This is a genomic window from Sulfobacillus sp. TH-112 (assembly GCF_057473405.1).
This window is the reverse complement of the sequence record NZ_JBYCKN010000010.1, coordinates 1-6,455: the sequence shown is the minus strand read 5'-3', so window position 1 is coordinate 6,455 and position 6,455 is coordinate 1. Positions and strand designations below refer to the sequence as shown.

5 protein-coding genes are annotated in these 6,455 nt (G+C 53.5%); 1 reads left to right on the top strand and 4 read right to left on the bottom strand.

Features of this window, described 5'->3' with window-relative positions; all coding sequences use genetic code 11:
- The first annotated feature begins 177 nt into the window (after nt 1-177).
- Nucleotides 178-819, top strand: a complete 642-nt coding sequence (locus ACOJWD_RS00640) for a hypothetical protein (RefSeq protein WP_486991284.1) — start codon at nt 178-180, stop codon at nt 817-819.
- A gap of 27 nt (nt 820-846) precedes the next feature.
- Here the strand turns inward: ACOJWD_RS00640 and ACOJWD_RS00635 are convergent, their stop codons facing one another.
- The 4 genes from ACOJWD_RS00635 to ACOJWD_RS00620 form a co-directional block, all read right to left on the bottom strand.
- Nucleotides 847-2,691, bottom strand: a complete 1,845-nt coding sequence (locus tag ACOJWD_RS00635) for an ATP-binding protein (protein ID WP_486991283.1) — start codon at nt 2,689-2,691, stop codon at nt 847-849.
- Between the two features lie 210 nt (nt 2,692-2,901).
- Nucleotides 2,902-4,110 carry a glycosyltransferase gene (locus ACOJWD_RS00630; protein WP_486991282.1) on the bottom strand — a complete coding sequence of 403 codons (1,209 nt, stop codon included), beginning with the start codon at nt 4,108-4,110 and terminating at the stop codon, nt 2,902-2,904.
- A 371-nt stretch (nt 4,111-4,481) separates the two neighbouring features.
- Nucleotides 4,482-6,134: a hypothetical protein gene (locus ACOJWD_RS00625; RefSeq protein WP_486991281.1), complete on the bottom strand. Its 1,653-nt coding sequence runs from the start codon at nt 6,132-6,134 to the stop codon at nt 4,482-4,484.
- A complete protein-coding gene (locus tag ACOJWD_RS00620) occupies nt 6,131-6,379 on the bottom strand; it encodes a hypothetical protein (RefSeq protein ID WP_486991280.1) in 249 nt (82 codons plus the stop codon). The genes ACOJWD_RS00625 and ACOJWD_RS00620 overlap by 4 nt, the downstream gene beginning before the upstream one ends.
- Nucleotides 6,380-6,455 lie beyond the last annotated feature (76 nt).

The window sequence follows — 6,455 nt, the reverse complement described above, 5'->3', positions numbered from 1 at the left end:
GAGACGGTTCGTGACACTGCATCTTCCTCTGAGGTTTCCTACAATGGCAGCAAAGAGGATAGCAAAAAGAATCGCAGAAAGAATCGCAAAAAAACTCGAAAGAGGATTTTCATCCTAAGTACTGGGACCCTCTGTCGGGTGACGAGATCACGACAAATATCTCCGAGGAGGCAGCAGATGTCACGGCAACAGGAGTCGCGACTGCATTTCACAGCAAAGGAAAGAGCCACATTGGAGTTGGTTGTGCAAGGGGTTCCGGTGGCGCGCATGGCACTTATCCTTCAGCAATCTCCTAAGATTATCGAACGCAACATTCATCATGTGCTGCAGAAGTTGGAACGGTGGTCCTGGGATGCCGCTCCCGGGCCAAAGTTTCATTCCGCGCGGGAAGCTCAATGGGGCCTCGTCAATCCGCGGGAGGCGGAACGTCGGATCGCCCGTATCATCCATGAGCAAGGGGATGACTGGACCTGCCTAGTGCTGTTGGCTATGCCGTTATCGGCTGACATGATGGCGGAGTCATCATGGGAGGTATTGACACAGCACATTCATCGCCATGTGCGCGCGAGCGACATTGTCACTAAGTGGAGTATGACTGAGTGGGTGATCTTCTTCCCTGCAGTAATCCCTCATCATGCCGAAAAGCTGCTTCATAGTTTGATCCATTGCGAAGGTCTCCCTGGACCGGTGCTCTCGGCGGTTAGAGAGGCGCATCCCGAGGACTCATTTCGTGATGTGGCGATGCAGTGTCATTACGATTTGTTGAACCGCTATGTGAACCAAGACGTTGCATCGCGCATTACTCCTACCACTTCTTAGAGGTCCTGCGCCCGGTGTCGATGCGACTTAACGAAAGACCGCATCGGCCAATCGCTCCAGTGCCTGACGATGATTGCGAAAATATGTGGCGCGAGACACGTGCAGGAGCTCGGCCAGCTCTTCGTGCGTCCCACGATGGTCAAGATAGTACAATATCAGAGGCGTTTTGCCGTCCACTCGCTCTCCCAATGGGGCAGAATTCAATGCATCGACAAACCAAGTGTGAAATGTGCTGTAGGATCCGACGCTGGTCCAGTAGGCCTCGGCGTCGGGATGGAGCTCTACTTTGCCGGCACTGATATTCTGCAAAATGGCTTGGGTAGTGCCGACCGGGTCGTTGGGTCGCACGGGGACGGGTGGAGCGACGATTGCTTCTAACCATTGACGATAGGACTGGTGGTCAAAGGATAACTGCCAGGTATTATCGTTTTCCGGGATAAAGTGCAAAAGTTGGAGCAGGGAGACCAAGTCAGGATGGGCATCCACGCCAGTCCATCGGATGATGCGGTAGCGATGGAAATGTCGCCCCAGGAATGACACTAATCTCACCCACTTCAGAGGATCCTTCGACAGGACCTGGGGATGGATCTCTAAGGTGTCCTCCTCTAAGAGAGTGTGCGCACCGATAATGGGACCCAAATCTCCTATAAGGGTTAGCTCCGTGGCGGGAGTGGTTGGCAGAGGAGGGATGTAAGGGGTGGTGAGCGTCACACTGTCACAACGAAACGGGTGCTCGCCCAGGCGAGGCCGAATAAACCAACTGAGGAGGTCCCACGCTTGATCCGGGGCGATGCGTTGCGAGGTCAGAAGGGATAAATAGTAGGCCGTGGTGCGCTGTACCGATCGCTCCCACATCCAAGGGCGCGTGTCTTGTACCACGTGGGCGACTTGTTCCCTCAATACCGGGAATAATCCGTAGTACCCACCGCGATAGCTTTCTAAAATGGGTAACGCGATAAACTTGTCCCATGCTTGATTGACTATGGATCGCCCCACCACCCGAGTCATCCATTCGCGATTCATCATAGGCGCCAATGCTGCGGCCGCGATGAGCGTATCTAGCGGGTCAGACGGTTGTCCCGCACGCCAACTTAGTCGCATCGATCCCGGGTGACAGAGTTGCTCAATCAGAAAACTATTTAAGTCCACGGCATTGGCCATAAATGCTGTGTGTGATTCTGGAATTTGGGCCGCGGCCAGATGGGTGAGTCCGTCAGCGGCGGCAGACAAGAGTTGCGGGCGCCCATGCGTGGCTCCCATAATGTGGGTCACGACATCGGGACTTTTCACGCCCCGGGCGGTTAAATACTGCTCCGCAATCGGAGAATTCCAGTCGTTGAGCGGTACTTCGTTGAGATGCATGCGAAAATAATCCTGCTTTGGCCAGAGTTGAAATGGTGACAAGCGACCGGTGAGAGTCAGTCGTCCTCCGCAAGCGAGTAGTGACTGGGCGATGTCAGCGATATCGCTGGGGGAGATTGCTAAGGCATCGATATCATCTACAATCCAGTGAAAAGGACGAATACGACATCGACTAAGGAGATTTTCGCGGACGTTATCTCCGGCGAAGAGCTCTTCAGAAGAAAAATTGAGATCGTGGTAAAGACGCTGCAGCCAGGCGGTCATCGGCAAGGCTAAGTCGCGGCCCGGAGACCAAACCAGAGGTATTTCTGTGTGTTCTTTCAACCACTGGGCGTAATGCTGAATAAGATAGGTTTTCCCGACTCCGGGTGCTCCCCAAACATAGGTGACACAAGAGCTTTTCTGAGCGACCCCATTGAGTAGGGAGCGCCATTCGTCGTCACGACCCAGAATAGATGTCGGGGGATTGAAGAGGGGACGAGTGATCGAAAGCATGTCGGATTGTATCAAATTTCTGCACCTCCATGAACGTTTACATTGCATTTTTGGGAATTATGGAAGAAGATGTGCGACAACGGTATCCCCCCGCGAGGGCGATTCTCGCCTCTTTGCTGGTGTGATAAGGGATGATGCGCTGGTAAATGACCAAACGGATGAGGGTTTTGGCGGTGCTCTCGGGGTCTAGACAGCGCATAGGGATTCCTGCACGTCAACGCGTCGCTATTCGACGACCGGAATATCGGCCTGCCGCACTACCAATTGGGGATGTTTTGCAACGGCATACGGTTCAGGGCTGGATCGAGCGATAAGACGATATCCACTATAGGTTACAAGGGAAGCCAGCAGAATCCCGAGAGTTTTGCCGATGACGGCCAAGTGCGGGCCTCCGAGTGACGTGACCACGCCCGTGGTGACGACTTGAATCGAGACGCCGAATCCGGTGACAAGATAAAATCCCGCCCGCGGCAGGCGGCGATGAAACGTAAAGCGGGAGTGCATGGTGTAGCCGACGAGGCTGGCGACTATCCAGGCGAGAAGTGATTCAAAGCCCGCTTGGTATCCATTATGTCCCGGGGACCACAGACGTACGAGGCTCCAGTAGGCGGCCAAATCCACAAGGCTATTGGTGATCCCGACTAGGCCAAATCGTGCCACTTCACCGATTTTCGGCCCGGGACGACGGTTCCGCAATGTACGTCTTCGCGATCGCGCTAAAGTGAACAAGGCTGGCCCACAGGCCATCATGGTGAAAAGACTCGCTCGGCGCCGTCGGACGCTTTTTTGCATTACCGGCACCTCGACAATTTCAAAGCGTTGTTCGGCGGCGTGCAATAGGGCTTCGATATCATAGAGCCAGCCGGTTTGACGACATTGAGCTAAGGTCGTGCGCGCAAACTGGCCGGGAAACATTTTGACTCCGGCTTGGGTATCTCGCACGGGCAATTGCAACACGGCGGAAGCAACTTTGTGAGCCAGGTGCGATGACAGGCGTTCCATTCGCGGTCGGTCATCACTAACGCGAGAGGCGATGGCACAGGTGTGAGAAGTCGTTAACACCATGTCCGCCATAATGGGGAGCGCTTGCACCGGATATTCCATATCGGCGTCAATAAATCCGACGGCATCGCCTCGGCTCTGTAAAAACCCTTCACGGATAGCATACCCTTTGCCGTGATTGGTTTCGAAGCAAATCAGGTGTACAATAGCAGGCCATCGTTGTTGGAGAGCGTCGAGAGTGCGTCGCGTGTCGTCTGTGGATCCGTCATCGACGGCCACGACTTCCACGCGATAGTGAGTAGGCTCTAATATGCTGATGACGGCTTCGATGGTGCGCTCGATTCGGGCTGCTTCATTGTGACAAGGTATAATCACAGAAATTAATGGCTGATGCGTAGATGCGCCGATTGGATTGTTCATAAATGTCGCCATAAAATAGTTTCGACCCCTTTGACCGAACTGACTTAAGGGGATCGTAGAGAATCCTGATCGCGGGGACAGTACCAAGTCGGGTCGCAGAGAATGTCTCGCGAGGGTCTGGGATTTCTTCGGTTCAACTGCGTGGTATGGGTCTCGTCCGGGTACCATCGCCGGCGCCATTCGTCTCACAGATACGGTGGGTTGCAGCGGAGTCGTCGCGGTTCATGGGGACTGGGTGTGGTAGGAACGTCGAGCGGGAGGACATAACGGATGGAGGGGTCACGTGAGAGGTGGAAAGACTAAAGCCTTAGGAGAGCGATGATAATCATCACTCCTCTAAGGCATCAACATTCGGGATCGTCTATTTATGCATTCTGATTGATTTAGGGGGCTGTGGACAGTACGGCATAGAGTCGGTAGTCGGGACCCGCCGGAAATTGTTTGATGAGTTTGACCCATGACACATGCCCCGCCCACATCCCCGGGAACGCTCGGTTGACGGCATCAAGTTTTGCCACCCCAGTCGGTTTAGGTACCAAAATCGCGTCCACTCGCCCTCGAGGATTATGCAAAATGGAGGCGAAATCGTAATCTGAGGTAATGACGAACTGATTTAAGTGATGTGACCGAACGACGATGGGCCAGTCTTTAAAAGTGTCTGCAAGAATCGAGAGATGGGGATGGGCATCGACGTAGGCGATCACCGGTTCATCGACGGTGAAGGGGTCAGAGGAAAGTTTCATGGACTGTTGATGCCAGGCCATGTCGATGGCACTGCCATCGGATTGCCCTAACACGGGATGCTGTAATGCGATGATGGTACCGACGCTTCCTGAGAGAAAGAGGAGAGACAGAGAGAGGCTGACGAGGCTGCGTTTAATTCGTGAGTGCCGAGAAAAGCTCTTATAGATAATTTTGTGGGCGGAAAAGGCTAAAAGTAGGACGCCATTGGGAATGTATTCGAGAAAATAACGGTCCCATTCTCCCAGATGACCTTCATACGCGAGAACCAATTCCAAGAGTTCTGCTCCGATGGTTCCTGCGATGAGCACTAACGCACGGGGATCGCGGCGTTTTCCAAACGAATACCAGAGCGCGATTGCAAATCCTAGGTATAGGGGCCAATATAACAGGCCAAAGCGGACCACGTAGAGCAGTGCGCCTAAGACGTGGTGATCGGCCTGTACCATGGCGTGAGTCATGTACGCTCCAGTCGAAGTTTGAGCGAGATTGCCATAACTGGAGTTGAGAAAATATAAGGGGTCCTTCATGATGAGCCAATTCAAATAGATCCAGAGTCCTCCAGCCACGACGACGGGCGTCGCAAATACAATGGCAGACCCTTGGGATTGTGCAGGGGTGGTTTTTTTCCACTGTCCCAAGACTAATGCCCCAATGAGCATCGCTCCAAATGGAATCGCCTCATATCGCATGCCCAGTCCGATGGCCAACCATAGGCCGCCGACGACGAGTCGCCGTAACGACCTGGTATGGACATAGTCAATCACGCCGCTATAGGTGCCTAAAATGCAGGCCACCCACATGAGGTCACTCATGCCATTGGCTCCGTAGAGTACAATCAGGGGATTAAAGGCGAAAGTTAACGTAATGATGATGCGAGTCAGCGTGTGGGGAATAAATCCTCGTAGTAGGTAATTCATATTGTACACTGCGCTCGCTCCCAACACAGCGGACACCACGGAACCCGCTAGTCCCTTGGTCACCATCGCCGGGAATATCGGGTGTAAGGCGACAAAAGGGAGTTCGAATAAACTGGGAAGCGGATTCCAGATAAACCCAATTGCGCCTAAGTGAGGATGGCGACTAAATAACACATAATAGGCATTGGCCACTCGCGACACGGCGTCACCGGCGTAGTAGTGTAATCCAAATACCAGGTAAATTGCGGCACCCAAATAGACCGCCAACCCGAGGAGGGCTAAGGAGATACTCTCTTTGGAACGGACACGTGATGGTGCGGTAGATGGAGTTTCAGAATGGGACAGTTTGCTGGGCAGGGTGGCTTGGGCGCTCATCCGTGCACCTCTCTTTCGGGGGAATGAGGATCCGACAATGAAGGCTTTTGTCCAGAGGTTACATCGGCGCTTTCACGGTGTCGAGTCGCTCGGCGCGGGGATGATAGCACACCATACGCTATGGCGGCACCAACGAACAGAACGAGTGGCGCGAGGTCTATGGTCCAAAAGATGCCTAAGGCAAGGACAAGGGTGCCACAGATGATGGCGAGTACTCCTAAAAATGCTCCCACTGTTTTTATCACAACGCACCTCCTTTAAGCGCTGGCCTGTTTATTGTTCGTCTCCAGCGGATCTATCGCCTGATATAGCTGCCAATTG

Bases quoted from the DNA above. Each gene is read 5' to 3' on its own strand.
- ACOJWD_RS00640 (WP_486991284.1), top strand. From the start codon at position 178: ATGTCACGGCAACAGGAGTCGCGACTGCATTTCACAGCAAAGGAAAGA.
- ACOJWD_RS00630 (WP_486991282.1), bottom strand. From the start codon at position 4,110: ATGGCGACATTTATGAACAATCCAATCGGCGCATCTACGCATCAGCCA.
- ACOJWD_RS00625 (WP_486991281.1), bottom strand. From the start codon at position 6,134: ATGAGCGCCCAAGCCACCCTGCCCAGCAAACTGTCCCATTCTGAAACT.